This window comes from Flavobacterium sp. HBTb2-11-1, from assembly GCF_009826975.1.
In the GTDB taxonomy this organism is placed as follows: Bacteria; Bacteroidota; Bacteroidia; order Flavobacteriales; family Flavobacteriaceae; genus Flavobacterium.
Window position 1 is genome coordinate 189,057 of the sequence record NZ_WUMO01000007.1, and the last position, 26,330, is coordinate 215,386.

Below are 26,330 nucleotides of genomic sequence, written 5' to 3' on the forward strand. Positions count from 1 at the left end.
AGACGAAGAACACTTTTGAAGAAAATAAATCAAAACTTTGAATAAAATAACAATATGATAAATTTTTGGTAATCTACTAAGGGCTTAAAATCTTTCTTTAAGGCTTAAAAAGCAGTCTTTTGAAGTTTTCTATAGTGAATTATTCTTAAGTAGTTTTATTTTTGTACGTAAAAATACGTAGAATGAGGCTATTTTAAAATCATTATAAATAACAGCGAAATGGTTGTAGTTCTTTTGTAATTGAATTATTTTTGTCTAATTTTTTAAAACAAACTACTTAACACTTATGGCACAATCTGCACTATTGAATGCTTCCATTTTAAAGAAAGTAGCTATGGCTCTTTCGGGAATATTCTTAATCACGTTTTTAGCGCTGCATGTTTCCTTAAATTTTATCTCTATTATTAGTGAAGACGTTTTTAACGAAGCTTCTCACTTTATGGGATACAATCCGCTGATTCAGTATGTAATGCAGCCAATTTTGGCATTCGGGGTAATTTTCCACTTTGTAATGGGATTTATTCTTACGGCTCAAAACAGCGCGGCACGACCAATCGCATACGCTAAATACAACGGAGCTGCAAACGCTTCTTGGAGTTCTAGAAATATGATTATTTCTGGATTGGTTATTTTGGCTTTCTTAGGATTGCACTTTTATGATTTCTGGTTTCCTGAAGTTACCTACAAATATATTGCAGGCACAGCGCCAGATGCTACAAGGTATTATGGTGAGTTAGTTCACAAATTTCATGACCCAATCCGTACGGCATTGTACTGTGTGTCATTTATCCTTTTAGGATTCCACTTATGGCACGGGTTTGCATCTTCTCTTCAATCAGTGGGGATGCACAACAAATACTCTAGATTTTTGGCGAAAGTAGGTTACTGGTTTGCGGTTGTAGTCCCAGGTCTTTTCGTAATTATCGCTTTATTTCATCATTTCAATAATTAATATAAAATTATAATGGCATTAGATTCAAAAATTCCAAATGGTCCGATAGCGGACAAATGGACAAATTATAAAGATCATATTAATTTAGTAAACCCTGCCAACAAACGTAATCTTGATATTATCGTAGTAGGTACAGGTTTGGCTGGAGGTTCGGCTGCGGCTACTCTAGCAGAGTTAGGATATAACGTAAAAGCATTCTGCTTCCAAGATTCTCCACGTCGTGCGCACTCTATTGCTGCACAAGGAGGTATCAACGCGGCAAAAAACTATAAAGGTGACGGTGACTCAGTTTACAGATTGTTCTATGATACTGTAAAGGGAGGTGACTACCGTGCACGTGAGGCAAACGTTTATCGTTTGGCTGAAGTTTCTGCTAACATTATTGACCAATGTGTAGCTCAAGGGGTTCCGTTGGCTCGTGAATATGGCGGACTTTTAGATAACCGTTCTTTTGGAGGAACTTTGGTTTCTCGTACATTTTATGCACAAGGACAAACTGGACAACAATTGTTGCTAGGAGCTTATTCTGCAATGAACCGTCAGATTGGTCGTGGAAAAATTAAAATGTACAACCGTCACGAAATGCTTGACATTGTAATCGTTGATGGAAAAGCGAGAGGTATTATCGCTCGTAACTTAATCACTGGAGAAATTGAAAGACATTCTGCTCATGCGGTAGTAATTGGTTCTGGAGGATACGGAAACGTATTTTTCCTTTCAACAAATGCTATGGGAAGTAACGCAACAGCAGCTTGGAAAATTCATAAAAAAGGAGCGTTTTTCGCAAATCCTTGTTACACACAAATTCACCCAACATGTATTCCGGTTTCAGGAGATCATCAGTCTAAATTGACTTTGATGTCTGAATCTTTACGTAATGATGGTCGTATTTGGGTGCCTAAAAAATTAGAAGATGCTCAGGCTATCCGTGAAGGAAAGAAAAAAGCAATTGATTTATCTGAAGACGAAAGAGATTATTTCTTGGAAAGAAGATATCCTGCTTTTGGTAACTTAGTTCCTCGTGACGTTGCATCTCGTGCGGCTAAAGAAAGATGTGATGCTGGTTTTGGAGTTAACAAAACTGGAGAAGCAGTTTATTTAGATTTCGCGGCTGCTATCGAGCGTTACGGAAAAGAAGCTGCTCACGTAAAAGGATTGAATGAAAATGATAAAGCTTTAGTTACTAAATTAGGAACTGATATCGTGAAAAGTAAATACGGAAACTTATTCCAAATGTACTTGAAGATTGTTGACGAAGATCCTTATGTAACGCCAATGATGATTTACCCAGCGGTTCACTACACAATGGGTGGAACTTGGGTTGATTATAACTTAATGACAACAATTCCTGGATGTTTCTCAATTGGAGAATCTAACTTCTCTGACCACGGAGCAAACAGACTTGGAGCTTCTGCTTTAATGCAAGGTTTAGCTGATGGATATTTCGTATTGCCATATACTATCGGAGATTATTTAGCTCCAGATATTAAAATGGGACCAATTTCTACAGACTTGCCAGAATTCGTTGAAGCTGAAAAAGCAGTTGTAGATCAAATCAACAAATTTATCAATAACAACGGTAAACATTCTGTAGATTATTTCCACAAAAAACTTGGAAAAATCATGTGGAATAAAGTAGGTATGGCTCGTAATGCTAAAGGTTTAACTGAGGCTATCGAAGAAATTGCTGCTTTGCGTGAAGAGTTTTATAGAGATGTAAAAGTTCCTGGAAGCGCTTACGAATTTAATCAGGAATTGGAAAAAGCGACTCGTGTTGCCGATTTCTTAGAATTAGGAGAATTGTTCGCAAAAGATGCTTTACACCGTAACGAATCTTGTGGAGGTCACTTCCGTGAGGAATACCAAACAGAAGAAGGAGAAGCACTTCGTGACGACGAAAACTTTGCATACGTTGCAGCTTGGGAATACAAAGGAAAACCAAGTGACGCAGTGTTACACAAAGAACCTCTTAATTACGAAAACATTAAATTAGTTCAAAGAAGTTATAAATAAGAATTTGGTCGAAAGCCCAAAGTCTTAAAGTCAAAAGGCAAAATGTGCCAAGCGACTTTCGACTTTCGACTTTATGACTTTCAAACGAAAAAGGTATGAAACTTACATTAAAAATATGGCGTCAAAAAAACGCTCAAGATAAAGGAGGGATTGTAGAATATCCTATCGATGGAATCGAACCAGACATGTCTTTCCTTGAAATGTTAGACGTTCTTAACGAAGATCTAATCAATAAAGGAGAAGAGCCTGTAGCATTTGACCATGATTGTCGTGAAGGAATCTGCGGAATGTGTTCTTTATTCATCAACGGTGAAGCACACGGGCCAGACAGAGGTGTTACAACTTGTCAGTTGCACATGCGTATGTTTAAAGATGGCGATACGATTTTTATCGAGCCATTTAGAGCAAAAGCTTTCCCTGTAATTAAGGATTTAGTGGTTGACAGAAGTTCTTTTGATAGAATCCAGCACGCTGGTGGATTTATTTCTGTTAATACTTCAGGAAACACAATCGATGCGAATACTATTCCAATTCCAAAGGCAGATGCAGACAAATCATTTGATGCTGCTGCTTGTATTGGTTGCGGAGCTTGTGTTGCAACTTGTAAAAACTCTTCAGCAATGTTATTCGTTTCTGCAAAAGTTTCTCAATATGCATTATTGCCACAAGGTAAAGTAGAAGCAACAGACCGTGTATTAAACATGGTTCACCAAATGGATTTAGAAGGTTTTGGAAACTGTACCAATACAGGAGCTTGTGAAATCGAATGTCCAAAAGGAATTTCGCTTGAAAATATCGCACGTATGAACCGTGAGTATTTAGCAGCAAGCTTGAAAGGTTAATTAAACCGATTACTATATTAAAAAAGCTTCCGATATCGGAAGCTTTTTTTTGTTGTTTCAGTTTGTGGAGAACTATTTTCTGTTTTATCTTTAATTCTCTTTCTAAACCATCGAAAATGAGCTTGTGAAATACTTTTTTCAAATTTAACTGCTTCGTGAGCTACATTAAATTCTTACTTTTGTAAGTACAAAAAAATAATTGGCATGAGCACTGAAAATGAAGTTTTAAATTATAGCAAAGAAGAACGTAAAAATCATATTCTAAAAGAGATCAACCTGCATACACGTGTAAGTTTTGAAACTCTTTCGGCTAAACTTGGTGTTTCTGAAGATACTGTTCGCCGTGATATAAACGAACTTGACGCCGAATCGCTTATAATCAAAGTAAAAGGCGGTGCAATGACCAAAGGATATCACTATTCTTCGCTGAATCAGACTTATGCTGTAGAAGCGAAACAAGTTATTGCGCAGAAAGCAGTCGATCTTCTTCATGATGGTATGGTTTTAATTGTTGATGGAGGAACCACTATTCGTGAATTCATCCGATTAATTCCAAACGATCTTAATCTAACTGTTTTTACAATTACTGCTTTAACGGCTGTTCAACTTCTGGATAAACCAAATATCAAAACCATCATGATTGGCGGTAGTATTTCTTCTTACAGCCAAATGTGTGTTAGTGGTGAAGCTTTTCATCAATTAGCTAGCATAAAGGCTGATCTTTTGGTCTTAGGAACAAATGCTCTTGATGTAGATGGCGGTTATTCTGATTCTGATTGGGAAACGGTTCAGGTAAAAAAAGCTATGATTAATGCTTCTAGAAAAACAGCAGTTTTAACTATTACGGAGAAATTAAACACCGTTCTTAAAATGAAAATTGCCAATTTATCTGAAATAAATTATGTAATTACGGAAGTAGAACCAACTCACGAAAAATTACAACCTTATAAAAGTGCTGTTCCAAGTCTTATTGTGATCTAATTTCAAAGTGCTTTTGACTTTCATACAGTTATAAAAATGAAAATTGCTTTAATCCAAACCGATCTTTTTTGGCAGAATGCCAGTAAAAACCGTGAAAATTTCGATTCAAAAATTAATGAAATTGATTCGGAAGTAAATTTGATTGTACTTCCTGAAATGTTTTCGACCGGATTTACTATGAACGTTTCTGAGGTTGCTGAAACCATGCAAGGTGAAACGATTGGATGGATGAAGTTTAAAGCAAAACAAAAAAATACAGCAATTACTGGAAGTGTAGTTATTGTCGAAAATGGAAAGTATTATAATCGTATGATTTTTGTTTTTCCGTCAGGCGAAATTCAATATTACGATAAAAGGCATTCCTTTTCTCTTGCAGGCGAAGACAAAGTGTATACGCGTGGAAACCGAAAAGTAATTGTAGAGTATTTAGACTGGAAAATATGCCTTCAGATTTGCTACGATTTGAGATTTCCTGTTTTTGTGCGAAATGCAGAAAACTACGACCTGATTCTGTATGTGGCCAATTGGCCAAAAGTGCGCACCAATGCTTGGGATACTTTGCTAAAAGCCCGGGCAATAGAAAATCTTTCCTATGTAATTGGGGCAAACAGGATAGGGAAGGATGCTCATAATTTTGAACACATTGGTCATTCACAAGTGATAGATTTCTTAGGGAATTATATTTTAGAGCCACAAGAAAAAAATGGTGTCTTTGTCGTAGAATTAGACAAAAACACCATGTATGAAACGCGTAAAAAGTTAGATTTTTTAAGCGATAGAGATCAGTTTGATATCAAGCTTTAAAAAGCTTTCCGTTTCTTTTCTGCGTCTTTTCTCTTTTTATCGTCCTGTTTTTTCTCAACTTCTGGATTAAAAGGAATGCTCAGGTCAATAGTTTCGTTCCGATCCCAATTGGCGCGGACATCAAATTCTTCCTGATTGTAAAAAACTTCTTCGGGATACCTTTTTTCTAAGAAGCTACCGGTATCGTATTGTTTGTTTTTATTGTCATCATAAATAATACGAACCGTGAAAACATCTGGTTGCAATAAATTGAATTCTAATGTAGTTGCACCTTCAGAATATCCTTCAGCCAAAACAACGTCTCCTTTTTTATTGGTCAGTTCAACAATAATAGGAAAACGTTTTACATTTTTCAGGTTCAATATAATATTTCCGTAATCAGCATATTCTTTAGTAGCGAGTTTATACGATAAAGTATCGTTTGTTTTTTCGTAGAAATCGGTCAAAGCACCTGGAAGGAAAGTGAAATTATACTTATCCAAAGGTTCTTTTTTGAAATCTATATACAGTTTCTGGTCAAATTCGTCGTATTCTGTGGTATAAGGAACAGCAACAGAATCTTTATTAACCAATGTGATTTTAGATTTATCAAATTTTACCAAAGGAGTTTCACTTTCCAATGTAAAACGCTCTCTAAAATTAAGCTGGCCATTTTGTATCGCTTTAATATTTAAAGTGTCTTTTTTTAAAGATTTAATTTTAAAAGAAAATCTTTTCTTATAGTCTCCTTTTTCAACTTCCATAGATAACGAATCGGCTTTAACAGGTTTGTACCAGACTTGAAGCGAATCTTTTTTAGGAAATTGTGTGACAATAGTTTCCAAAACCTCGTTACCATTTTTTAGGGTAATTTTTGGTTTTGAATTCTTGAAATTCTGTTTCCCTTCATACGGAAGATACAAGCGGTTTCCAGAAGCTTGAATAGGTTTGAAAGCTTTTAGAGGAAGCGTTTCTTTAAACAATTCTAACTCATAAACAGTATCCGTCGGAACTGTGATGTAGTTTTTTAAAAACCCGATTTTGTCATCTTTCGGATTAAATTTATTGTTTGATCCTTTATCTTTTAAAGCAACCAGAAGATATTTTCCCTCTTTCAAATTTTCAAATTGAAAAGTACGCATACTATCCAAAGTGTTGGTAATATAGCGTGGAAATTCTTTGTAAATCGTAGAATCTTTAAATTTGTCATTTACTTCGTATAGCATTACAGAAACAAAATTGTCAACATATTTTCCGTAAGCGTCTTTAATTCTTCCGTTTAATTTAAGCGAATCAATATGTGATCCTGTTGAGAAAATGTATTTAAACTGATTTAAAGCATTCCCCTCGTTATTATCCTGAATTGCCTGTCCAAAATTTAAGCTATAAGTGGTATTGGGCAACAAAGTATCTCGAAGTTCTATTTTTATAAATTTGCTGACATTGGTAGGCGTAATTAACGGCTCATTTTTTAAAGGGGGAGAAATGATCAGCTGTTTATTGGTGTTTTTAAGTTTGACATATTCGTCAAAATTTAAAGTGATTGTATTTCCTTTAAAATCAGTTGTGAAATTTTTTGGAAAGCTAGATGTTAAAACAGGGGGTAATGTGTCTTTTAAACCGCCGGTAATGCTGCCTCTTTTGGCGCAGCTTATCATTGATATTAAAATTATAAAAGCAATGTATTTAAGAGTGTTTTTCAACATAACGGTTTTTCAATTTGATTGCACAAAATAACGATTATATTTGCTTTAATTGAAATTTTTTAGCCATTTATTAGGATTTAGGACTTTTGTGAATCTTCTAAAAAAATTAGCGCTTTGAAGATTTTAAAATGATATAATTTCTTACTTTTGAATTAAAATGTAATTTTCTAAGTTTTGTTCAAACGATTTTTTCCAGTTTTGTTTCTCTTTTTAATGTTTTCATGCACTAAAAATGAAAAACCTGTAATCTCTTTTTATTACTGGAAAACGATGTTCAAATTTTCAAATACAGAAAAAGAAGTTTTGAATGAAAATAATGTTCAAAAATTGTATGTGAGGTATTTTGACATCGGACTCCATCCAAAAACCAATTTTCCTATTCCCATTAGCCCAATCCGATTTGAAGAAAATCCAATAGAATATACAATCGTTCCAGTGGTTTTCATTCAAAATAAAGTCATGTTGCAGCCCAATCTTGATGTAGAAAATCTGGCTCAAAAAACTTTTGATTTTATAGAACAAATCAATTCCAAAAACAAAATTCCTTGTCAGGAAATTCAAATTGATTGCGATTGGACATTAAACAGCAAAGAGAATTATTTGAAGTTTATTGAGGTTTTTAAAAAAAATTCAAGAAAGAAACTTTCAGCTACCATTCGACTGCATCAGGTGAAGTATTTCAAAAAAACAAAAATCCCCAATGTAGATTCTGGCGTTCTGATGTATTATAATATGGGTTCGATTGCACCAGATTCGCTAAATTCTATTTACGATCAGAAAGTGGCAGAGCGATATCTGAAAAGTTTGAAGAAATATCCGCTGCATCTTGATTTTGCATTTCCAATTTATTCTTGGGGAATTCATATCAGAGACAATAAAGTGATCGGACTTCGTTCTAAAATGAATAGCGCAGGATTAGAGAAAGATTCCAATTTTGAAAAAACAAGTCCGAATTTTTTCAGGGTAAAACATTCCAATTATAAAAATGGTGTTTTTTATGAAGAAAATGATCTCCTGAAAATAGAGGAAATTAAAACAGAAGATTTAAAAGAAATGGCAGAAGATTTGCAAGACAATCTTGTCGAAAAGCCAAACGAAATTATATTTTACGATTTAGACGAATTCAATTTAAATAATTATGAAAAGAATATTTTTAAGCAAGTTGTTTCTTGGTTTTAGTGTTGCATTCCTTTTTGCTTGCGGTATAATTTATGCCTGCGCAGATGGAGATTGGGATTATTTTGGTGCTTATAATTCAAACTTTACGCCAGAAACTTTTGCCGACAAATCATACTCGCCCTTATTTTTATCGGGCGGAATTTTCTACGGAATTGGTTTTGATACCCAACATAATTCTCGTTTCAATAAAAACATAAAATCAGATTGGGCAGATTATCTTAAAGGGAAAGTAGATACCACAACAGTCAATTATTTTTTGATTGGAGATGAAAAGCCAAGATATTATTCTGATGAAAAAAATGCGATCAAAAACAAAGAAGAAATAGCCGATCTGCATGTTTTTTATAAAACAAAAAAGGAAAACAAAAGCTCTCAAAAATGGGGCAAAAAGCTGAATTTGAAAGACGAGAAAGTAAAGAACTTTGTTGAATTTTTGTATTTGGCCCAAAAGATAGAAACGGTTTCAATTGGCGAAGATTATTGGAGTTATGATCCTGTTGTGGCAAAAACTTTCAATGATGCTAAAATGATTCAGTCCATAGAAAATGTATACAATACTTTGTCTGATCCGTTTTTGAAAAACAGATATTGGTTCCTCACTATGAAGGCGCGTTTTTATAGTAATGACAAACAAAAAGCAATTGACTTTTTTAACAAAACCGAAAGTTCTGTTGCCAAGAATACTTTATATTATCGTGCTTTGGCGTATGTTGCCGGAATAAATTATAAGCAGAAAAAATACGCGACTTCAAATTATTTATATGCTCAGGTTTTTGACAAATGTCCAGAATTAAGAGTGGTTACGGCCTATAGTTTCAAACCAAAAAACGAATCTGATTGGACTAAGGCTTTAGCCATGGCAAAAAACAATAAAGAAAAAGCAGCGCTTTGGGCAATTCACGGGTATTATAAAGATGAAAAACAGGCGATTGAAAAAATCTACGAGTTAGATCCGAAAAGTGAACATTTAAATTATCTAGGAACGAGATTGGTTAATTCGCTAGAGCAAAAAATAAACAATTCATTTCAGGTGAGCAGCGGAGATTATAGCAAGCCGCCAACACCGCAGACTGTTGCAGAGAATAAAAATGAAAATAAAGCAAAAGTTGATAATAGTGCAGTTGATTTAATTGCAAAAATTTCTGCTGCTGGAAATACCGAAAAACCATACTTATGGGATCTTGCAATTGGATATCTTCAAACGCTAAAAGGCGATTATGCTAATGCGGATAAGAATTATACGAAAGCTGAAAAAACACTTCCAAAAACAGAATTGGCTAAATATCAAATTCGATTATTGCGTTTTGTAAATAATTTGAGCAAAATAGATAAGCTGACTGATAAAAACGAAAAAACAATTCTAGCCGATTTGAATTGGCTGTATTATGAACTTCCTAAAAATTATAAAGGACAAGAATTTCGTTATCAGAATGCTTCATCATGGAGCAGAAGTTATTTGTCAAATCTTTATAAAGAAAGCGGCAATTTGGTTATGGCTGAAATTTTTGGTGAATCTCGTTATAGTTATTGGAATGATGGAAATTCGTTTTATGATGATGAGAAGAAATTATTGGGAATTAAAACATTTTTGGCAAAACCAAATAAAACTGAAATAGAAAATATTGGAGCAGGAATTTATAGTTTGAAACTAAAAGACATAAATAATTTTCAAGCAGTTCAGGCGACATTCAAAAACAAAATTCCAGAAGCAATCGAGTTTATGAAACAAACCGATTCGGTTCAATATTATAAATTCTTAGGAAATCCGTTTAACGGAAGTATAAAAGACTGTCATGATTGTGATCACGCGGCGTATCAGAAAAGAAAATATACTTTCATGGATTTCTTGACTACAATAAAAGAAATGCAGGATAAATTGGCGCAGAAAGAAGATGTTTACACGAATAGTCTTTTGCTAGGAAATGCGTTTTATAATATTTCTCATTTTGGAAACGGAAGAACTTTTTATGAAAACAACATTGTAGGTTATGGTTCTAGTCCATATTCATTTAGAAATACAATGAAAGAAATGATTACAAATAATTCGGTTTCGAAAATATATTATCAAAAAGCTTTTGAAGCAGCATCAAACAAAGAGCAAAAAGCAAAATGTTTGTATCTGATTTCAAAATGTGAAAGAAATGAATATTACAATAAAAAATACAATAACGTAAACAGCTATTGGGAAATTCAAGATGATAAAGTTAATTTTATTGCCTGGAACTCATTCAAAGCTTTAAGAAAAGACTATTCTGATACCAAATACTATCAGGATGTAATTGCAGAATGCGGTTATTTTAATACATATATAAATCAATAATTGAAGTAATGGTAAACAAAATAGAACATATCGGGATTGCTGTAAAAAACATGGATGATGCGAATGTTTTGTTCGAAAAAATGCTTGGCGTTCCGTCTTATAAAATGGAAGCAGTAGAAAGTGAAGGCGTATTAACTTCTTTTTTTCAAACCGGAAATAATAAAATCGAACTCTTGGTAGCAACAAATACTGAAAGTCCGATTGCTAAATTTCTGGAGAAAAAAGGAGAAGGCATTCATCATATTGCATTTGATGTTGATGATATCGAAGCTGAAATTACACGTTTAAAAAACGAAGGTTTTGTCTTAATTAACGAAGTTCCAAAGAAAGGAGCCGACAATAAATTGGTTGTTTTTCTGCATCCAAAGAATACAAATGGAGTTTTGGTGGAGCTTTGCCAAGAAATTAAATAAAAAAATGTTGTTTTAATTTTTAAATAAGATGTTGAAAATCAATTTCGTTTTTGAGATTCAAAAAAAGATTTAAAATAAAATTCAAATGATGTCTTAAAATATTTGGAGTGAATGAAAAATAGTAGTAATATTGCATCCTCTAAACCGGTCCTATAGCTCAGCTGGTTAGAGCACCTGACTCATAATCAGGTGGTCCCTGGTTCGAGCCCAGGTGGGACCACTAGTAAAATCAAGCCTTTGCAGAAATGTAGAGGCTTTTTTGTTTCATAGTACAACATATGTACAACAAATTTGCTAACCTTGTAAAGGTAGTAAATATTTGACTCTGTTTTAATTAACCGTGTTTTTTTAGTATTTTTACTTTGCAATTAAAAAATAATTAGCATTATGGTGAAAATAATTGAAAAGTCTTTTTTCTTTCTTCATCGGCAAATACAAAAGATAAGCTCAATACTAGCCTCTAAGAAAATGTCACTTATTTTAGCACCGCTATTACCTGTTTTGGTTGTTGTCTTCAGCGCTTTCCAGTTATATCAAGGCAATTTTATTTTATTCTATTTAATAATTTTTATTTTGGGGGTTGTTTTTTCGTTCTTGCTTATCGTATCATCCTTATATTTTTTAAAAGAAGACAATATTTTTACTCGATATAATAGAGAAAAGTCAAATAGTAATTTATCTCAGTTCCAAAATACATTAAAGTCTTCAAGCAATATATCTGAGAAAAAAGTAGCTGATTTAATTGAGGCTAATAGAGAGGTAATAAATTACTATTATATTGAATTTAAAAAGATTGAAATATTTAATGATGATACATTAGCAATTGACTTTGAAAGTTTGATTGCCAATTGCTTAAAAAAGTCTAAGAACAATCATTTCTTTAAATTAGAAATTAGTGCTCAGGAAACACATGGTTTTATCAGTGAATTTATGATTCCGTTCTTGATAAAATTAGATTCAAGCACTATAATTTCTAAAAAAAGTATAGCTTCTCTGCTGCAATATAAGAAAGCTGGCAAATATATTCCTGTAAATGAAAAATCATTATCCGATAAAAATAGAATAACTGTTACTGTTCCTCAAAAAAAGTTATACGAAAATCTTCAAAAAATGTAAATTCCTTGAATTATTATGCGGCCAAGTCGCAATTCCACGTTTCATCTAGTTTCATTCCAGTAGTTTAGCCTCATAATTCTAAAACATAAATTATGAATCCGCAAAAAATTATTGAACAGTTAAATGAAATTAAAATGATGATTACAAAAGGTAATCAGTTTCAAAAAGAGATTTTTACCATTAAAGATCTTATGAATTATACAGGCTTTTCAGATAGTACGATTCACAAATTATCTGCTAAAAAATTAATCCCCCATAACAAGCCTACCAACGGAACTTTATTTTTTGATCGAGTTGAGATAGTTGAATGGATTAGAAAGCACAAAGTCTATTCAGATGAGGATGTTTTGTCTAAATTTTCAAAACAGTTAAAAAAATAAGTCGTTCAATTTCCGCAAAATGAGCGCATAAAATCCCTTTATTTTTAATCAATTCTTATGACAGATTTGTAAGAATTATAATTTGAATCTTATGAACTTAGATATTCCTTATATCAGAGTAGGAACTTCCTATTTCAAAATTATAGATAAACCTTTAATTTCAGGTGATAAAGTAAAAGTAATGGTTCGGTGGAATCGCGAGACAATTATTACGGATCACGGAAAATCATTTTTAAATGATATATCTAAATTAGACGGGTTTTGCTGTATTCCTAACCATTTTGGTTATGAGCAAATTGTAGATGATTTTTATAACACCTACCATGAACTACCAAGCCAACCCACCGATAAAAATTTTTCATTAGATGAACTTGAAAAATTAATTCCGAATTCATTGCAGTTTATTGACCATATTTTTGGCGATCAAGTGCAATTAGGCTTAGACTATATAAAACTTTTATATGAAAGACCTACACAAACATTGCCAATTCTTTGCTTAGTAAGCAAAGAGCGATCGACGGGCAAAAGCTCTTTCATAAAGTGGTTGAAATCAATTTTTGGAATGAATATGACTTATATAAAAGGTGATTCATTTGGTTCGCAGTTCAATTCTGATTGGGCAAGTATGTTGCTTGTGGCAATTGATGAAGTTTTTTTTGATAAAAAAGAAATTACAGAGCGTTTAAAATACCTTTCTACGACCGACAAAGATAAAATAGAAGCAAAAGGCAAGGATCGGCAAGAGATTGAATTCTTTGCAAAATTTATTCTTTGTTCTAATAATGAAGATAATTTTATCCAAATAGATGAAGAAGAAATCCGTTTTTGGATTCGTAAAATTCGGACTATAAATACAGAAGATGTTTTTTTTCTTAAAAAACTGAATAAAGAAATTCCATATTTCTTAAAATACCTCCAAACCAGAAACTATTTTTCTAAGCAGAAAACAAGAATGTGGTTTAAACCCGAACAGATAATGACCGCCTCTCTGTTAAAGCTCGTAAACCGAAACAAAGAAGAAATACTTATTCTTGAACTCATACATGAATGCTTTGAGAAAATGGAAGAGGATGAATTAAGATTAGCTCCTAACGATATTTTTATGCTGCTGAGAAGGCAAAACAACAGACTGAATGTTTCTGCTAATGAAATAAGAAATATACTCAAACGATGGGGTTTTACACCTGAAGATAATACGAAGTCTTATTGTGGAATTGAATTATTGTCGCATGGTGAATTTGTAAAAGTAGATCGAAGAGGACGTTTTTATACGATAAAAAAGATTTTGTTCTATAAAATATTTGATGCTTTGATGCAGGATTAAGGTAAAGTGCTGTAATTGGACGAAATACATCTGCATCAAACCTTGCATCAAACTAAAAAAAGATCTTTTTTGATGCAAAACTGATGCAGAGGAAAAATAAAGTGATGCAATGATGCAGTCATTGATGCAAGGCAATCGTAGTAAAATCAATACATTAGACGGCATTTGCATCAAATCATCAAAAAAGGCAAAAGAGAAAATATTTTCTTTTCAATAGCAAAAAAAACAGATTTGTGCCAATCAAATAGAAGATTTACAAAAAAAATAATTATGGAAAAGTTCAATTGTAAAATCGCAAATGAAATTGATCTGGTTGATTATCTTAAAATATTAGGGTATGAACCATCAAAAATAAAAAATCAGGATTATTGGTTTCTGTCGCCATTCAGAAATGAAAACACGCCCTCCTTTAAAGTGAATCAAAAATTAAATTTATGGTATGACCACGGATTAGGCAAGGGAGGGAATACAGTTGATTTTGGAATTGAATATTTTAGATGCACGGTTTCAGAATTTTTACAGCTTTTAAATGGATGTAGTATTTCCTCTGATATAAGTTTATCAATTAAAAATGACAATCGACAATCTTTTAATCTAAGTCTTGCAAATGAAAAAAAAGATAGCCTCCCTGATAAAATTGTCATAGTTGAAGTACGGACATTGGAAAGTAAGCCGATACTGGACTACTTGCATAGGCGGAGTATTCCACTCGAAATTGCAAAACAGCATTGCAAAGAGGTTGAGTTTTCTTTAAATGGACGAAAGCAGATTGTGATAGGATTTAAAAATAATGCCGGAGGATTTGAATTGCGAAGTGAAAATTTTAAAGGCAGCAGCTCACCAAAAGACATCACTTTTATAGATAACCAGGCAAAATCACTAGCTGTTTTTGAAGGGTTTTTCGATTACCTCTCCTATGAAATGATAAATCAAAAATCGGTTAGCCCACAAACAAATTTCCTGATATTTAATTCACTGTCCTTTTTTAACAAGTCCATACAGTTAATGGAAAAACACGAAAGAGTAAACCTCTATTTAGATAGAGATACAGCAGGTCTGAAATTTACTGTTGAAGCCCTGCGAAGAGACTCTGCAAAATATACCGATCAAAGCTTTTTATATGACCAGAAGAAAGATTTAAATGAATGGCTAAACGAGGTACAGAAAGTAAATCGAAGCCAAAAATTTAGACGATCTATATAACGTTCGAGTGGTAGCCAGCTATGTTTAGGTAAAACCAAAACGCTGGCTCATCTCATGCTATCGCATTCGTTGAGGGGATTTTTTTCATGCATGCGCATTCAAAAAATAAATGATGAAAGACTATGGAACAGGAGAATGAAACAAAAAAAAATAGTGGAGGCCGACCAAAAAAGCAAATTAAAAGAGACCAACTAATGGCAATTAAATGCACACTCTATGAGCGTAAAATAATTGAAACCAAAGCTAAAAAATCGAATCTTACCATTTCCGAATACCTTCGTGAAATTGGATTGACAGGGAAAATTGATTGCAGAAATAAGGCTCTTCCAAAAGAAATTCTAAGCTTTACCGGAGTGCTCAACCATTTGGCAGCCAACCTGAATCAGATCGCTAAAAAGAGAAATAACAATGATGAATTAAGTCCGCTTGAACGGGCAGAATTAAAAGTACAGGCAGGGCAGGTTAAAGATCTTGCTGTCCAAATTAAAAGCTTTATGTCATGATAGGCCATGTAAGCATAGGCCGCTCTTTTTACCATTGTATTAGCTACTGTCTGGAGGATAAAATAGAATTGTCTGAAGAGAAAAAACTCTTACTTGCAACACAGGATCATTTGCAACATAAAGAGCGTGCAGAAATACTAGAATACAATAAATGTTTTGGTAACAAGTATGAACTTACACAGCAGTTTAAGGATGTTAGGAAATTAAGCAGACGTGTTGAAAAACCAATGTTGCACCTGACCCTGCGTTTAGCTCCGGAAGATGTACTGACCAAAGAACAATTTAGAGAGATTGGAAGGCAATGCGTTAAGGAGTTTGGTGTAGCAGACAACCAATACATCTGCGTACTGCATAAGGATACCAAAGAACAGCATATTCATATTGCAGCTAATCGGGTAGGCTTTAATGGCAAGGTTGCCAATGACAGCAATAGTTATAAGCGCATGGCTGAACTTTGTCGCCGTCTTGAAAAGCAATATGGTCTTCAAGAGGTATTAAGCCCAAAGGTATTTCTGTCTCCTAAGGACAGGTTGTTGCCTCGCCATGACAGTCGGAAAGAAAAATTAAAAGCAGATATCCAACAGACATTAAAGCATGCCAATACTTATCTAGGATTTGAAAGACAAATGCGGAATTTGGGCTATAAAGTTCTTAAGGAGAGGGGGATTTCTTTTATAGATGATAAAAAAGTAAAAATAAAAGGAAGCGAAATTGGTTTTTCATTGGCAAAAATTGAAATGATATTACATCAGAAACAACAACTTGCCCTAAAAAATACAGACGAAGAAAAAAAACGTAATAAAAACAGTCTGCCAATATCCATTACTTTCAAAACTGAAAAACAACAAGAAGTAAAGCAAAACTTTAATCAAGAAACAGCAGGAGAGGAAGTTATTAAGCAAGTTTTGGGGGTAATTGGACACTTAATGAATTCTGAATATCCGCTAGAATATATCGATACCGAATTGCAGAGAAACCTTCAAAAAAAGAAAAAGAAATCAGGATTAAGGAGATGAGGCAAAAAAAAAATAAAAAATATGGAAATAAATTCAAATACAGACAAGGGACATATTGAAAGGGAGACAATGCAATTAGTGCTGGAAGAATTTACACTAGAACAGAAAACCAATAATCAGCATGTTGAGGCGCTTATTGCTGCAGTTAAAAACATAGAGAATAAAATAGATTTATTTAAAAATGAGTATAAAACCGAAAAAAATGTTGCAGAACAATTGGATATAGAGCAAGTAAAGGCTGTCCTTCAAAAAGGCTTTCTAGATATAAAATATATGATTGGCAGACAGCCAAAAAGTATCACCAGGAAATTTCAGATTTTGTTGTTTCCAGAACAGGATGCAAAACTGTTTTATAAAATTGTTTTTAGCAGGTGGTTTTTATGGCTTGCAATAATGATAGCCCTAAGTAATCTTTACAAGTGGGGAATACATTATAGTGATAATAGTAAAGAAATTGAAATACAACAAATTCAAAATGATAGGATAAGAAAAGCTTGGATGCATATGTATATTAATAATGATAAAGAAACTAAAAAACTTATGGAAAAAGCTTATTTACACTCAGTAGAGAATTAATGACACAGCGAAAACATGTGAGTTCAGTTTTGTAAGAATAATGAAATGTTTACCAGCAGTAGAATAAAAGTAAAATAATTTGAAAGTTTTTCTGATTTTGTAAATTCAGACCATGTTCAAATAATGATAAGTTTTTGGTGAAATATGTGTTATTGATGTAAAATTTTAATAATAATAAGATATAAATTTACTTTTGTGTAATTGATTAGTTTTTAATTATTTATAAGTTTATTCGTTATTTTTTGTTTATTTTTTAAGGTTTTTTCTTGTTTTTTAATTATTTATAAATATGTTTGCTTCAAATATAAATAAATATTTACAAATATATTGTTAGATGGTTACCAAAAATGTGAAGCTTCAAGTTAAAATAGCTGAAGTGTTTTATTATTTTATAGTATTTTTTATTTGTTATACGGCATCAAATAAATTGATTAAAATACAATCTTTTAGAACTAATTTAATTAAGACAACTCTGTTTACTCCAGATTTAGCGGATGTGTTTTCTATTTGTGTAATCGCCTTTGAGGTAATTCTAATTTTAGTTTTATTATTTTATAAAAAAAACGGATTATTATTAAGTTGTCTCACTTTTTTAGTGTTCACGTTGTATATATCGGTTTTAAATTTTAAGGGTTTGTATGAAGTTTGCGGTTGTGGTGGCGTCTTAAATGGTTTACCATATTCTTATCATCTTTTAATTAATATAGCATTAATTGTAGGTTCTGCATTTTCCTTTTTAACATTCTATGTCCTTAATAATGAAGAATAAGTATTTAGTAGGGCTGATTACGGTTTTTGTTTCGATTATTGTTTGCATAACAGTCTTGAATCTTGTAAATTCAAGCTCAAAAAAGAATTATTATTTTGATAGAACTTTTGTTGAGAATAATTTTTTCAAATTTTCTAAGACAATCTCCAAATTGAATTATAAAAGTGATTTTTTGTTTAATATCAATTCCGATAATTTGTTAGTTGAGAAAGAATTTTTGAATAATGCTAACTCTACAAATTTTTATAAATTATATCTATCGGACTTAAATTTCGAGAAAAAAAATAGGAAAGATATAGATTTGCCAATGAGTGCAGATATAAAGCTATGTATAAAAAATGTTGTTTTTTATGTGCAGAAGTTTAAGCTATATAACTACAATTTAATTTCTAAAAATAGAGAGGAGATAAAATTAAAGAATTTTAAAATTGTTTCGCTTTTTCCTTTGAAAGGCTCAGAAACTAAATTTATTTCCTTTGGAGAATTGTTAAAAGATGGAGTTTATTATGCAGGGTTTTTTATTATAGATACAAAATCTTCGACAGTTAATTCGTTAAAAATTCTGGAAGAAACTAAAGAAAGCAAAGTAATAAGTTCATCATTACAGTATTCAGGTAGTTTTTCTTCAAATACAGATAATGGTTTTTTGGTGTATTGTTGTAACAAATATTCGAAAATTTATTTTTTTTCAGCTCAAACAGGAGTTTATAAGAAAGTTTTGACTACGAAAGAAGATGTCCCTTTGCCACAAATACTACAAAATAACAAAGGTGATAGTTTTTATGCAAGAGGTACAACTAGAAACACAAATATGGGCATGTTTTTAAAGGATGGAAATGTATTTGTTTTTTCTGCAAGATCCCCACTTGATAACAGAATATTAGTTGATATTTATTCTTCAGATTCATTTAAGTATGAGAAAAGCATCAAGTTTTTTTATAAAAATTTTGATTCAAAAAGTATTGAAATGATTGTATTAAATGGTAATAAAATAATTATTGGGTTTAGTACAGATTATGCAGTTTTTAATTTTTTGTAAGGTACATGTTAGGAAAGAATTAGAAGTTTTGTTCTAAGATTCCCTAAACTAATCTCATAAGTATTCAATTTGTAAATTGGATTATTTAAAAGTTTTCTATTATTAATTTAAATATACTAAAAAATGAAAAATTATTTAAAATTTGTTGTTGCTGTTTTTGGAGTTGTAATTTCTTTGTGTGCATCGGGAGTAGTAAATGCTCAAAAAGATAAAGGAGAGCCTGGTACATGTACCTTAAATAGTCAGATCTGTGGTAGAACAGGTGATGGTAATATAATCAGTGGAACGTATAATGAATAAAAAAATGATAAACCCAGCTAAAATAAGAATTATTGTTGCTGTTTTTGGAATTGTAATTTCATTGTGTTCATCGGGAGTGGTAACTGCTCAAAAAGACAAACAAAATCCAAGCGATTGTTCCCCTGGTCCTGGAGAATGTGGTATAACATCGGATGGTACAGTCATTATGGGGATATGTAAATGTAACTAAATATTATTTAATAAAAATTATGAAAACAAAATTAAGATTTATTATTGCTGTTATGGGAATAACAGTTGCGTCTTTAACTTCGTCAATTAGTACTGCTCAGAGAGATAAAGAAAATGAAGGAGGTTGCTCAGGTTCAAGAGGAGAATGTGGGAAAACGGATGACGGAAAAATTATTGTAGGTGTTTACAACACTTAAAAAAAAAGTACAAAATTGATTATTAGCTTTCCTAACTTGTTTAGTTGGGAAAGTTTTTTTTAAGATTATATATCATATTATTTATGCGTTTTACAGTTTGTTTTTTTCTTTTATGTGCTATGAGTCTTTTTTCTCAAGAAAAAAATACTATTTCAGGTAAGGTGTTAAGTGATAATAAACCTTTACAAGATATATTGGTTGAGCTTAAAATTGGTCAAGTTTCGAAATTTTCTATATCTAATAAGAAAGGAGAGTATAAATTTGATTATACTACTAATGATACGGTTTTTATTAAAGTAAAAAATTATGCTTACAAAGAGTTTAGTTCTTTTGTAGATACTAAAAGTAAAAATACTTTATTTAATATAGATCTTGTTGAATTTGTGCCAGAAATGTTAAATGAAGTAGTTATTAAATCTACCGAAAAAAATAGTACGAGTGCTAAAAAAGTAATTTACCAGATCAATCACAAAGATTATCTACAAAATGCAAAAGTAAGTGATGTGCTTCAGTCAGTACCTAATGTATATTTCAATGAATTCGATGGTAAGGTATTAGTTGATGGAGTGTTAAATGGTAAAATTTTTATTGATGGATTAGAAGCGGATGCCAGTGAACTTAGAGGCCTTAAAGCGGAAGATGTAAAAAGTGTTGAAATAATAAATAATCCTTCGGTGGCTTATTATAAATCGGAATTTTTAGGTGCAATTATTAATGTTATAACAAAAACTAGGTCTGAAAGTTTTTTAAAAGGTAGTTTAGAGGGGACAGCCGGTGTTATAAATAATTATTGGGCATTTAGTCCTAATTTTTCGTTTAAGAAAGATTTTTTTCTTTTGAGAACAAATTTTCAATATTTAAACAATGATCAAGTAATTGATTTTACATCAAAAAGGATTGATGAAAATGGTCTTTTTTATCAAAGTAATACCAATCAATCCAATGGAAAACAATTGTATTCTAATACAAGGATATCAATAAAGTTAAACAATAAGAGTAATTTTACTGTATCAAATAATATTAGCCAATATAGTTTTTTTGGTAAGGCAAATGGTTTTACTGTTTTAAATGAAGAAGAAGCTAGTCTTTTTTCGAAAATAGGAAAAGAAAGTATGGTAAATTGGAGCATTGCTTCAGTTTATAATTATAAGATTACTGAAAGTAATGTATTTTTCTTTAAAAGCTCATATTCAATTTTTAACAATGAAAATAAAAGTCAGTTTGACTTTTATAATAATTCTCAGTCAGACTATTATAATATTCAATCAAAAAATAATGAACTTTCGTTGCAAGCGGATTATGAATTGGAAGAAGTACATGTTTTTGGCAAGAAAATGGATTTTTATACTGATATAAAATATATAAATAGGAAGTATAGTTTCTCGCATGATGATTTTTATGTTTATCAGAATGTGTTTGATAGTTCAGTAGAATTAGATTCTGAATGGTCAAATAAATTTTCAACAGAAGTGAGCTTAACTTACGAATTCACAAACAATTCAAATCAATTATTAAGACAAAGTTATAACTTGTTATTGCCTACAATTAATAGTCTCTATCATTTTGGGAATAAATTGGATTTAAAAGCAGGTTATTCTCGTAAGGTGCTAAGACCTAGTGCAAGTGATTTGAATGATGATGTGCTTATCTTATATCCAGGTGTTGCAAAACAAGGGAATTCAGAGCTTGATCCACAGATCAGAGACTACTATTTTTTAATGCTGACTAAATTTTATAAGTCAGATAGTTTTTCGTTCAAGATTTATAATGAATCTATAAATAATGCTATTACGTCTGTATACAGGACAGATGGGGACTTGTTAATTCAAACTCTTGAGAATGCTGCTAGATATAATTCTATTGGAATGAATGTTGGCTTTAAAACGAAGTTGGTTCAGAAAATTACAGCAAATATAAATTCAGGCTTTGATTATAATGTTTTTGAAGACAATAGTAAAGATGCTATAATTAGAAAAAACAGTGGTTACACATTTAGGGGTAACTTTAATTTAAGTGGAATGTTTTTTAAAGACAAGGTGTCTATTTCTGTTTCTGGAAGGCAAGATGGTCCTAGTTATTCCTTATTGTCAAAGAGGATTACTAATCCTTATTTGGATTTTACAATTTCAACCAATATTTTAAAAGGGAAGTTAAATTTGAGTGTTTATGGACGAAACCTTCTAGGTAGGGTTTCGAGTGGATTTACAGATCTAAGTGATTATAATAATTTTTACCAAAAAATTGAAACAAAAAATAATTCGCGAAATTTACTTTTAACTCTGACTTATAATTTTGGTAAAAAATTTAGTGACAGGATAGAATCTCAAGATATTAACAATAGTGATGTTAGACGGTAATAAGGATTCGTTTTCTGTGTTTTAATAATACAAAAATAAATCTAAGATTGTAAAGCTATTTATGAGACCATGTTTGTTATCAAAAATATGATATCTTTTTAAAAGTATTAATGTCTTTTTTATCGTTTGTAAATAATTGAAATTGATAAAAAAGTGGTTGTTTTATGGTAATATCCTGTTGTTTCTCTGAAGTCCATTTGCATTCTTAATTTTTCCTTTAAAATGTGGCGCTTGTTTTACGCAGTATTACTTTAGCATAATATTCTTTTGAATGTATTGATCTTAATTTTGAGAAATGATTTCATATTTATTAAATCTATCCAAAGTATTACTTGGAAGAGTATTTAAATAAGATATTGGACTTTATATCCTTTATGATCTTAAGTTTTCTATATGTTATTTATTAATAAATTATTAAATTTTAGAATGGTGGTAAATTAATGTCTTGCTACGCAATAGGACTGTGAATATGCCTTGAAAAAACAAAACGACACGGGTTGTTTTGTATTTCCTAAATTAAGTTTTCAAAAGCTTTGTCTAATTCTTCAGTGCTAAAATCTTCTAAATAAGTTTCAGTTGTTTTAATAGATTGATGCCCCAAGCCTTGTTTTATCATTACTGTGCTTAATCCTTTTTTTAAAGATAGTGTTGCAAAGGTATGTCTAGCAGTATAAAAAGTAACTTTTGTTTTTATGCCGGATTGAAGTGATATATTGTTAAGGAGTTTTCCATAGTAATTTAATACACTTTTTTTTCGATTCCTAAGTTCTGTTTTAGTGTATAGGTCTTTATCTTTCTCTAAAATTGGAAAAATATAATCAGTATTAAAAGGGCGGTAGATTTTAAAGTATTGTAAAATTTCAATCATATGTTTATTATTTGGAATTTTTACATTTAATTTAACTAGTGTTTTATTCCTTATATAGGAAAAACTATTTTGGTCTACATCATCCCATTTTAATTCAGCCAAATCAGTAAAATTCATGCCGCGGCAGTAGAAGCTGAATAAATAAGTATACAATGCTTTAATGCCTTCTTTGTTAGTCGAAAAATCATAATCTAATAGTAATTGCAAATCTTGTTTAGTCAAAGCTTTTTTTACTTTACTAGATTTCAATTTTGAAATTATATAGTCTTTGAAGGGGTATGTTTCACTTGATACAATCTTTGACTTAATGGCTGAATTGTAGACTGATCTAATATTGCGCATATAGACACCGATACCGCCATCACGGCAATTATTTGAACGTAAATAAGCTTCAAAAGAAACTAAGAAAGCGTAATTAATTTTTGTAAATGAATAAGTTAAAAGTTCAGGATTAAATCGCGTAAGAGCAGAAATGGTGTCACGATAAGAATAACTAGAGCTTATTTTTCCAGACTCCTCGAGTTGTAATTTTCTCTGTTGGAAATACGCAATAAAACTTAGTTTTTGGACTTCCTCAGGTCTAAATAAAGAGTCGAATGCTTCTATTGATAGATCATGCTCTTCTTCAATGAGCCTATTTAAAATTTTGGAAGCGTCTTGTTTTATCGAATTTAATATTCAATTGCACTGTAAATAATTTGGGAACTTACTTGTAAATTCATTTCCTTTGTCATCCCAAAATTTTGGTAGAGCATTATAAGGAGTTCTATAGAATTTAGATTTTCTATTAATTGTAATTCTTAAATTAATTGGAGATGTGCCATCTTTAAGTTTGGTCTTTTTTAGAATAATTTTTATACTAGCTTTCATTTTTACTATATTTTAAAAGTACAACATACGTACAACAAATGCGAGTATTATATGAAGTTGAATGAAACAAAAGTATTTTTTAAAAATGATAAAGCCTTTAAAAACAGCCATTTTGAAGCTAAATGCAGTTAAATGTAAAGACTGTTTGTCTGTCTCATAATCAGGTGGTCCCTGGTTCGAGCCCAGGTGGGACCACTTTTTTAGAAACAGAAAGCCTTTGCAGAAAATGTAGAGGCTTTTTTGTTTTTAGTTCTTTTTAAGATGTAAAAATTGAAATTTTTGCATGGCTATTATTAAACTTCTATTTTATAAAATGCCTTAACTTTATCCATCCGAAACAAATTTAATCTTCAAGATGGATAGATTAACTCCCGAACAGAGGAGGAAAACTATGCAGGCGATAAAGGGCACTGCTACGAAAGGCGAATTGAGGCTTGCAAAAGCATTATGGAAATTGGGCTACAGATATCGAAAGAACAATAAAAAGATATTTGGAAGGCCTGATCTTACTTTTGCCAAATATAAAATCGCCATTTTTGTGGATAGTGAATTTTTTCACGGAAAAGATTGGGAAACGGAGCAATTTAGAATTAAAACGAATCGCGAATATTGGATTCCAAAAATCGAAAGAAACATACAGCGTGATGAAGAAGTCAATGCTTTTTTAATTGCTGAAAATTGGACTGTTCTTAGGTTTTGGAGTAAGGATATTGAGAAAAATCTCGAAGTCTGCGTGGCAAAAATTGAAGGAACGATTATGCTTATGAGTATTTAAACCTTTTCGGCTTTTAGTTTCTTGGCTTCAATTTTTTCAATGCATCTGAATATTTCTGAAGCTAGTCTCTCTATAACCGGCATACTTACCGAATTACCTGCTTGTTTGTAAAGGCTTGAATTAGAAATTTTGGGTAATTTATAACTGTCAGGAAAACCTTGAAAACGAAAACATTCTCTTGGAGTTAGTTTTCTTAAACCAAATTCTGTTGTAATAATGGGAACGTTGTGTCCGCCAGTTCCCATGTTGGCAGTTAGAGTAGGGCAGACTTCTTTTTTGTTTTCTCGTACGTAATGTCTCCTGAACTGATAAATTCTATCTTCTCTCACAACCGATTCTTTCAGTGTGTTATACATGTATTTATCTTCTGTGTAATAGAATTTTTTATCAACTTTTTCTTTTATGATTAAATCAGTAACTTTTTGGGTTAATTCTTCTTTTTCTGGAAAATTAAACTTAAAACCTTTTTTAACGAAATCTTTATCAAAAGCAATCATGAAAATTCGTTCGCGGTTATGTGGAATGTTTCCAAAATCTTTAGTGTTCAAGATGGCGCTGTCAAAAGTGTAATTGCGTTTTTTGATTTCGCGTTGAATTACTTTCATGGTATTTCCTTTGTCATGGCCTTTCAAATTTTTGACATTTTCGAGAAATATCACTTTAGGTCTCATTTCATCAATAAAATCTAATATTTTGAAGAAATGATTTCCTCGGCTGTCTTTAAAGCCTTTCCTGTGGCCAGCAAGAGAAAAAGGCTGACAAGGAAATCCCGCGGTAAGAATATCTATTTTGTTGAGTTTTTTTACATCAAGCTGCATTACGTCGCCTTCAATAAGTTTATGCTCGAAATTGTTTCGATAAGTGACACAGGCTTTCTTGTCAAATTCATTTGCCCATTCTAATTTGAAACCTGCATTTTCAAAGCCCAAACAAATACCGCCCACGCCTGCATATAAACTTCCGACTGTATATTTGTTTTTCATTTTGATTACGATTGAGATGCGTCTGAATTGGATTGTACAAATATATTAATTTGACAATATTCTTATTCTAGAAGGAATGAACTTGAACTGTTTTTTAGATGTGAGTTGATTTAGAAATTTTTTCGAAGAGAAGTCTTTTTTTTGAAATCAGTAAATTCTTATAGGCCTGTGGTTCTTGTGAATAATAATAATTGCCCTTCTAGAGCCTTTTATAAAAGGATTAGCAGAATTGGAAAAAGAAAATGTTAAAATTTGTTTCTCCTTTTTTAATTTAAAAGTTGCTTTTCTGTAAAAAACTTATACTTTTGTTCAAGATTTTAGAGATAGAAATGCATTGTGCGAAATTTCTACCAAAGAATATTTATCAATAATTATCTAGACTTGCATATTGCAATAGCTTGAATTTATGAAAAATCTAAAAGCCCCATTTTTAGTAATCGCCTTATTGTTGTTGAATGTTTCATTAGTTGTGGCAAATGAGCCACTTCCTGAACCCGGTAATACAGATGGTATGAATCAAAAAAGTAGTGAGGATTGTGCAGCTTGTCCTGAAGGCTTTCCAATAGATCAAAATGTTAATATTCTCCTTGTAGGCGGTTTGGCTTTAGGAGCTATTATGATATATAAAAACCGAACAAAAAAAGCTTCAATTTAATTGAAGCTTTTTTTATAAAAA

The 26,330-nt window shown here is 31.6% G+C and carries 27 protein-coding genes, 1 tRNA gene and 1 pseudogene; 24 read left to right on the forward strand and 5 right to left on the reverse strand.

The window, feature by feature from the left end; all coding sequences use genetic code 11:
* Positions 1 to 286: 286 nt before the first annotated feature.
* The 5 genes from GR162_RS16630 (at position 287) to GR162_RS16650 (ending at position 5,592) form a co-directional block, all read left to right on the forward strand.
* Positions 287 to 952 carry a succinate dehydrogenase cytochrome b subunit gene (locus GR162_RS16630; protein ID WP_160783057.1) on the forward strand — a complete coding sequence of 222 codons (666 nt, stop codon included), beginning with the start codon at positions 287 to 289 and terminating at the stop codon, positions 950 to 952.
* Positions 953 to 964: 12 nt separating this feature from the next.
* Positions 965 to 2,965, forward strand: coding sequence for a fumarate reductase/succinate dehydrogenase flavoprotein subunit (locus GR162_RS16635; RefSeq protein ID WP_129746619.1), 2,001 nt, complete (start codon positions 965 to 967; stop codon positions 2,963 to 2,965).
* A 95-nt stretch (positions 2,966 to 3,060) separates the two neighbouring features.
* Complete coding sequence (locus GR162_RS16640) at positions 3,061 to 3,807, forward strand: succinate dehydrogenase/fumarate reductase iron-sulfur subunit (RefSeq protein WP_160783058.1); 747 nt, start codon at positions 3,061 to 3,063, stop codon at positions 3,805 to 3,807.
* A gap of 204 nt (positions 3,808 to 4,011) precedes the next feature.
* Entirely contained in the window at positions 4,012 to 4,788 is a 777-nt protein-coding gene (locus GR162_RS16645) for a DeoR/GlpR family DNA-binding transcription regulator (RefSeq protein WP_160783059.1), read from the forward strand.
* A gap of 36 nt (positions 4,789 to 4,824) precedes the next feature.
* Entirely contained in the window at positions 4,825 to 5,592 is a 768-nt protein-coding gene (locus GR162_RS16650) for a nitrilase family protein (protein WP_160783060.1), read from the forward strand.
* On the opposite strand, the gene GR162_RS16655 is transcribed toward GR162_RS16650, so the two are convergent.
* A complete protein-coding gene (locus GR162_RS16655; protein WP_160783061.1) occupies positions 5,589 to 7,277 on the reverse strand; it encodes an Ig-like domain-containing protein in 1,689 nt (562 codons plus the stop codon). The two genes, GR162_RS16650 and GR162_RS16655, sit on opposite strands and share 4 nt — an antisense overlap.
* 270 nt (positions 7,278 to 7,547) lie before the next feature.
* On the opposite strand from GR162_RS16655, the gene GR162_RS16660 reads away from it, so the two are divergent.
* The 17 genes from GR162_RS16660 to GR162_RS16740 all read left to right on the forward strand — a co-directional run bounded on the left by GR162_RS16660 (position 7,548) and on the right by GR162_RS16740 (position 22,158).
* On the forward strand, positions 7,548 to 8,456 hold the full coding sequence (locus GR162_RS16660; RefSeq protein WP_160783062.1) for a hypothetical protein: 909 nt from the start codon (positions 7,548 to 7,550) through the stop codon (positions 8,454 to 8,456).
* Positions 8,416 to 10,776 (forward strand): hypothetical protein, encoded by a 2,361-nt coding sequence (locus tag GR162_RS16665; protein ID WP_160783063.1) that lies wholly within the window; start codon positions 8,416 to 8,418, stop codon positions 10,774 to 10,776. Before GR162_RS16660 ends, GR162_RS16665 begins: the two co-directional genes overlap by 41 nt.
* Positions 10,777 to 10,784: 8 nt before the next feature.
* Positions 10,785 to 11,189, forward strand: coding sequence for a methylmalonyl-CoA epimerase (gene mce, locus GR162_RS16670; RefSeq protein ID WP_119793253.1), 405 nt, complete (start codon positions 10,785 to 10,787; stop codon positions 11,187 to 11,189).
* 146 nt (positions 11,190 to 11,335) lie between these two features.
* Positions 11,336 to 11,409: transfer RNA gene (locus GR162_RS16675), tRNA-Ile, on the forward strand.
* 167 nt (positions 11,410 to 11,576) lie between these two features.
* The gene (locus GR162_RS16680; protein ID WP_160783064.1) at positions 11,577 to 12,305 is read left to right on the forward strand and encodes a hypothetical protein; all 729 of its coding nucleotides are present in this window, start codon (positions 11,577 to 11,579) and stop codon (positions 12,303 to 12,305) included.
* A gap of 92 nt (positions 12,306 to 12,397) precedes the next feature.
* On the forward strand, positions 12,398 to 12,685 hold the full coding sequence (locus GR162_RS16685; RefSeq protein WP_160783065.1) for an AlpA family transcriptional regulator: 288 nt from the start codon (positions 12,398 to 12,400) through the stop codon (positions 12,683 to 12,685).
* A 91-nt stretch (positions 12,686 to 12,776) separates the two neighbouring features.
* Positions 12,777 to 14,009, forward strand: a complete 1,233-nt coding sequence (locus GR162_RS16690; protein ID WP_160783066.1) for a primase-helicase family protein — start codon at positions 12,777 to 12,779, stop codon at positions 14,007 to 14,009.
* Positions 14,010 to 14,279: 270 nt separating this feature from the next.
* On the forward strand, positions 14,280 to 15,212 hold the full coding sequence (locus GR162_RS16695) for a toprim domain-containing protein (protein ID WP_160783067.1): 933 nt from the start codon (positions 14,280 to 14,282) through the stop codon (positions 15,210 to 15,212).
* Between the two features lie 122 nt (positions 15,213 to 15,334).
* Positions 15,335 to 15,715, forward strand: a complete 381-nt coding sequence (locus tag GR162_RS16700) for a mobilization protein (protein ID WP_160783068.1) — start codon at positions 15,335 to 15,337, stop codon at positions 15,713 to 15,715.
* Positions 15,712 to 16,731 (forward strand): relaxase/mobilization nuclease domain-containing protein, encoded by a 1,020-nt coding sequence (locus GR162_RS16705; RefSeq protein ID WP_160783069.1) that lies wholly within the window; start codon positions 15,712 to 15,714, stop codon positions 16,729 to 16,731. The genes GR162_RS16700 and GR162_RS16705 overlap by 4 nt, the downstream gene beginning before the upstream one ends.
* Before the next feature lie 21 nt (positions 16,732 to 16,752).
* Entirely contained in the window at positions 16,753 to 17,307 is a 555-nt protein-coding gene (locus GR162_RS16710; protein WP_160783070.1) for a hypothetical protein, read from the forward strand.
* Between the two features lie 334 nt (positions 17,308 to 17,641).
* Positions 17,642 to 18,076: a MauE/DoxX family redox-associated membrane protein gene (locus tag GR162_RS16715; RefSeq protein ID WP_160783071.1), complete on the forward strand. Its 435-nt coding sequence runs from the start codon at positions 17,642 to 17,644 to the stop codon at positions 18,074 to 18,076.
* Positions 18,066 to 19,115, forward strand: a complete 1,050-nt coding sequence (locus tag GR162_RS16720) for a hypothetical protein (RefSeq protein ID WP_160783072.1) — start codon at positions 18,066 to 18,068, stop codon at positions 19,113 to 19,115. Before GR162_RS16715 ends, GR162_RS16720 begins: the two co-directional genes overlap by 11 nt.
* Positions 19,116 to 19,238: 123 nt before the next feature.
* Positions 19,239 to 19,415 (forward strand): hypothetical protein, encoded by a 177-nt coding sequence (locus tag GR162_RS16725; protein ID WP_160783073.1) that lies wholly within the window; start codon positions 19,239 to 19,241, stop codon positions 19,413 to 19,415.
* Between the two features lie 4 nt (positions 19,416 to 19,419).
* The gene (locus GR162_RS16730) at positions 19,420 to 19,605 is read left to right on the forward strand and encodes a hypothetical protein (RefSeq protein ID WP_160783074.1); all 186 of its coding nucleotides are present in this window, start codon (positions 19,420 to 19,422) and stop codon (positions 19,603 to 19,605) included.
* Between the two features lie 19 nt (positions 19,606 to 19,624).
* Complete coding sequence (locus tag GR162_RS16735) at positions 19,625 to 19,801, forward strand: hypothetical protein (protein WP_160783075.1); 177 nt, start codon at positions 19,625 to 19,627, stop codon at positions 19,799 to 19,801.
* 83 nt (positions 19,802 to 19,884) lie between these two features.
* On the forward strand, positions 19,885 to 22,158 hold the full coding sequence (locus GR162_RS16740; protein WP_160783076.1) for a TonB-dependent siderophore receptor: 2,274 nt from the start codon (positions 19,885 to 19,887) through the stop codon (positions 22,156 to 22,158).
* A gap of 511 nt (positions 22,159 to 22,669) precedes the next feature.
* Here GR162_RS16740 and GR162_RS22305 read toward each other — a convergent pair.
* From GR162_RS22305 to GR162_RS22315, 3 genes and pseudogenes are all read right to left on the reverse strand, one after another.
* Positions 22,670 to 23,275: a tyrosine-type recombinase/integrase gene (locus tag GR162_RS22305; RefSeq protein WP_237421382.1), complete on the reverse strand. Its 606-nt coding sequence runs from the start codon at positions 23,273 to 23,275 to the stop codon at positions 22,670 to 22,672.
* Positions 23,276 to 23,350: 75 nt separating this feature from the next.
* Positions 23,351 to 23,704 (reverse strand): annotated as a pseudogene (locus tag GR162_RS22400) (phage integrase SAM-like domain-containing protein); the annotation flags it as partial.
* Positions 23,705 to 23,896: an Arm DNA-binding domain-containing protein gene (locus GR162_RS22315; protein ID WP_237421383.1), complete on the reverse strand. Its 192-nt coding sequence runs from the start codon at positions 23,894 to 23,896 to the stop codon at positions 23,705 to 23,707.
* A gap of 355 nt (positions 23,897 to 24,251) precedes the next feature.
* Here GR162_RS22315 and GR162_RS16750 point away from each other — a divergent pair, with 355 nt between their 5' ends.
* Positions 24,252 to 24,671 carry a very short patch repair endonuclease gene (locus GR162_RS16750; RefSeq protein ID WP_160783077.1) on the forward strand — a complete coding sequence of 140 codons (420 nt, stop codon included), beginning with the start codon at positions 24,252 to 24,254 and terminating at the stop codon, positions 24,669 to 24,671.
* Here the strand turns inward: GR162_RS16750 and dcm are convergent.
* A complete protein-coding gene (gene dcm / locus GR162_RS16755) occupies positions 24,668 to 25,654 on the reverse strand; it encodes a DNA (cytosine-5-)-methyltransferase (protein WP_160783078.1) in 987 nt (328 codons plus the stop codon). The genes GR162_RS16750 and dcm overlap by 4 nt on opposite strands.
* A gap of 406 nt (positions 25,655 to 26,060) precedes the next feature.
* Between dcm and GR162_RS16760 the strand changes: the two genes are divergently transcribed.
* A complete protein-coding gene (locus GR162_RS16760; protein WP_066033389.1) occupies positions 26,061 to 26,309 on the forward strand; it encodes a hypothetical protein in 249 nt (82 codons plus the stop codon).
* Positions 26,310 to 26,330 lie beyond the last annotated feature (21 nt).

Coding starts and splice junctions, on each gene's coding strand:
- GR162_RS16630 (WP_160783057.1), top strand. CDS start 287: ATGGCACAATCTGCACTATTGAATGCTTCCATTTTAAAGAAAGTAGCT.
- GR162_RS16635 (WP_129746619.1), top strand. CDS start 965: ATGGCATTAGATTCAAAAATTCCAAATGGTCCGATAGCGGACAAATGG.
- GR162_RS16640 (WP_160783058.1), top strand. CDS start 3,061: ATGAAACTTACATTAAAAATATGGCGTCAAAAAAACGCTCAAGATAAA.
- GR162_RS16645 (WP_160783059.1), top strand. CDS start 4,012: ATGAGCACTGAAAATGAAGTTTTAAATTATAGCAAAGAAGAACGTAAA.
- GR162_RS16650 (WP_160783060.1), top strand. CDS start 4,825: ATGAAAATTGCTTTAATCCAAACCGATCTTTTTTGGCAGAATGCCAGT.
- GR162_RS16655 (WP_160783061.1), bottom strand. CDS start 7,277: ATGTTGAAAAACACTCTTAAATACATTGCTTTTATAATTTTAATATCA.
- GR162_RS16660 (WP_160783062.1), top strand. CDS start 7,548: ATGTTCAAATTTTCAAATACAGAAAAAGAAGTTTTGAATGAAAATAAT.
- GR162_RS16665 (WP_160783063.1), top strand. CDS start 8,416: ATGAAAAGAATATTTTTAAGCAAGTTGTTTCTTGGTTTTAGTGTTGCA.
- mce (WP_119793253.1), top strand. CDS start 10,785: ATGGTAAACAAAATAGAACATATCGGGATTGCTGTAAAAAACATGGAT.
- GR162_RS16680 (WP_160783064.1), top strand. CDS start 11,577: ATGGTGAAAATAATTGAAAAGTCTTTTTTCTTTCTTCATCGGCAAATA.
- GR162_RS16685 (WP_160783065.1), top strand. CDS start 12,398: ATGAATCCGCAAAAAATTATTGAACAGTTAAATGAAATTAAAATGATG.
- GR162_RS16690 (WP_160783066.1), top strand. CDS start 12,777: ATGAACTTAGATATTCCTTATATCAGAGTAGGAACTTCCTATTTCAAA.
- GR162_RS16695 (WP_160783067.1), top strand. CDS start 14,280: ATGGAAAAGTTCAATTGTAAAATCGCAAATGAAATTGATCTGGTTGAT.
- GR162_RS16700 (WP_160783068.1), top strand. CDS start 15,335: ATGGAACAGGAGAATGAAACAAAAAAAAATAGTGGAGGCCGACCAAAA.
- GR162_RS16705 (WP_160783069.1), top strand. CDS start 15,712: ATGATAGGCCATGTAAGCATAGGCCGCTCTTTTTACCATTGTATTAGC.
- GR162_RS16710 (WP_160783070.1), top strand. CDS start 16,753: ATGGAAATAAATTCAAATACAGACAAGGGACATATTGAAAGGGAGACA.
- GR162_RS16715 (WP_160783071.1), top strand. CDS start 17,642: ATGGTTACCAAAAATGTGAAGCTTCAAGTTAAAATAGCTGAAGTGTTT.
- GR162_RS16720 (WP_160783072.1), top strand. CDS start 18,066: ATGAAGAATAAGTATTTAGTAGGGCTGATTACGGTTTTTGTTTCGATT.
- GR162_RS16725 (WP_160783073.1), top strand. CDS start 19,239: ATGAAAAATTATTTAAAATTTGTTGTTGCTGTTTTTGGAGTTGTAATT.
- GR162_RS16730 (WP_160783074.1), top strand. CDS start 19,420: ATGATAAACCCAGCTAAAATAAGAATTATTGTTGCTGTTTTTGGAATT.
- GR162_RS16735 (WP_160783075.1), top strand. CDS start 19,625: ATGAAAACAAAATTAAGATTTATTATTGCTGTTATGGGAATAACAGTT.
- GR162_RS16740 (WP_160783076.1), top strand. CDS start 19,885: ATGCGTTTTACAGTTTGTTTTTTTCTTTTATGTGCTATGAGTCTTTTT.
- GR162_RS22315 (WP_237421383.1), bottom strand. CDS start 23,896: ATGAAAGCTAGTATAAAAATTATTCTAAAAAAGACCAAACTTAAAGAT.
- GR162_RS16750 (WP_160783077.1), top strand. CDS start 24,252: ATGGATAGATTAACTCCCGAACAGAGGAGGAAAACTATGCAGGCGATA.
- dcm (WP_160783078.1), bottom strand. CDS start 25,654: ATGAAAAACAAATATACAGTCGGAAGTTTATATGCAGGCGTGGGCGGT.
- GR162_RS16760 (WP_066033389.1), top strand. CDS start 26,061: ATGAAAAATCTAAAAGCCCCATTTTTAGTAATCGCCTTATTGTTGTTG.